Below are 1264 nucleotides of genomic sequence, written 5' to 3'. Positions count from 1 at the left end.
TGTAGGAGCAACTGTCTTGACCGTTTTTTTGAAAATCATTTCAAAGGACGGTCAAGCTCCCACAGCTCTAGGCCATGCAGTTTCTTAGGGAAACAACCGCAGCCACATTAGGCGATGTGTTCTTTCCATTCAGAACCGTCACGGATCATCGCGTTCAAGCGGATCAGCAAGACTCGCATGCAGGCGATGAGTGCCACTTTGGCGCATTTGCCTTTGTCGCGTAACGCCTTGTATCGGGCATTAAATTCCGGCTGATACCGAATGACGATCCAGCTGGCCATGTACAACGAGCGCCTCACAGCAAACCGTCCACCGCTGATGTGACGCTTACCTTTATGCTTGCCGCTGTCGTCGTTGTAGGGGGCTACACCTGCTAATGCGGCGATCTCGTGCCTGCCCACCTCGCCCAACTCGGGGAGGTAGGACATTAGGCTGGCTGCCGTAACGAGCCCTATGCCTTTGACCGAGCACAGACGGGCCACTTTCTCGCCGTCCAGCTGTTCAGCACTTTGTCCCATCAGTTTTTCTATCGACTTTATGGCCTTGCGTAAATAGTCGATATGGCTCTGCAACGCGGGTTTCACGATCTCAGAAACGGTCGTTTTCAGTCGCCGTTTGTCGTCATCTCTCTGCTGAACAAAATTTTCCCGCTGTTGTACCAATGCACGCAGGTTGTCCTGCTCGGCATTTGTGATTCGGCTTTCGGGAGATTGGATAACCGCTGCAAACTGCGCGAGAAGACGCGCATCTATCGGATCAGTTTTGGCATGCAGCCCCATGGCCTTGGAAAAGCTTTTAGCTCGGCAAGGGTTGACCCGCAGGACTTCGAAACCTGCCGCCTGGAGTGCTTTCATGGCTCTTCGCTCGTAGCCGCCGGTCGCCTCCAGCAATGCGCGACTGACTTGATGGCACTTCAGCCAATCAACCATCTTCGAGAAGTCATTGATGTCATTGGGGAAAACCGCCCCCATCCCTTGTGGATCAAGTTCGATCTGCAGGACGTCTTTAGAAACATCGATGCCGGCACAGGTAAGCATGGCCAAATCCTCTTACACTCAAGGTGAGAGCGCTCTGGCTGGGCCCACGCTTGTAACTGTTCGAGGTGGGCTCGTTCAACTGTTCGGGCTCAATAACCAGGGCGGAGGGGTGAGTGGCAGCATGAGCTCCTACACGTGCTTTAAGCACTGCCGGCATTCAGCTTGCCACTCACCGCTCTCACCACCAGTCTAACCCTGACGCCAGACACAAGCCGGCTTGCTGGCGA

General features: G+C 54.4%; 1 protein-coding gene. It reads right to left on the bottom strand.

Annotated elements, in window-relative coordinates; all coding sequences use genetic code 11:
* Window positions 1-107: 107 nt before the first annotated feature.
* Window positions 108-1037 (bottom strand): transposase, encoded by a 930-nt coding sequence (locus CWE01_RS32875; RefSeq protein ID WP_100944724.1) that lies wholly within the window; start codon window positions 1035-1037, stop codon window positions 108-110.
* Window positions 1038-1264 lie beyond the last annotated feature (227 nt).

Origin of the sequence: Pseudomonas sp. QS1027 (genome assembly GCF_002814235.1) — a bacterium.
Classification (GTDB): domain Bacteria; phylum Pseudomonadota; class Gammaproteobacteria; order Pseudomonadales; family Pseudomonadaceae; genus Aquipseudomonas.
The sequence above is the reverse complement of the archived record's forward strand: the minus strand, read 5'-3'. Positions and strand labels throughout refer to the sequence as shown.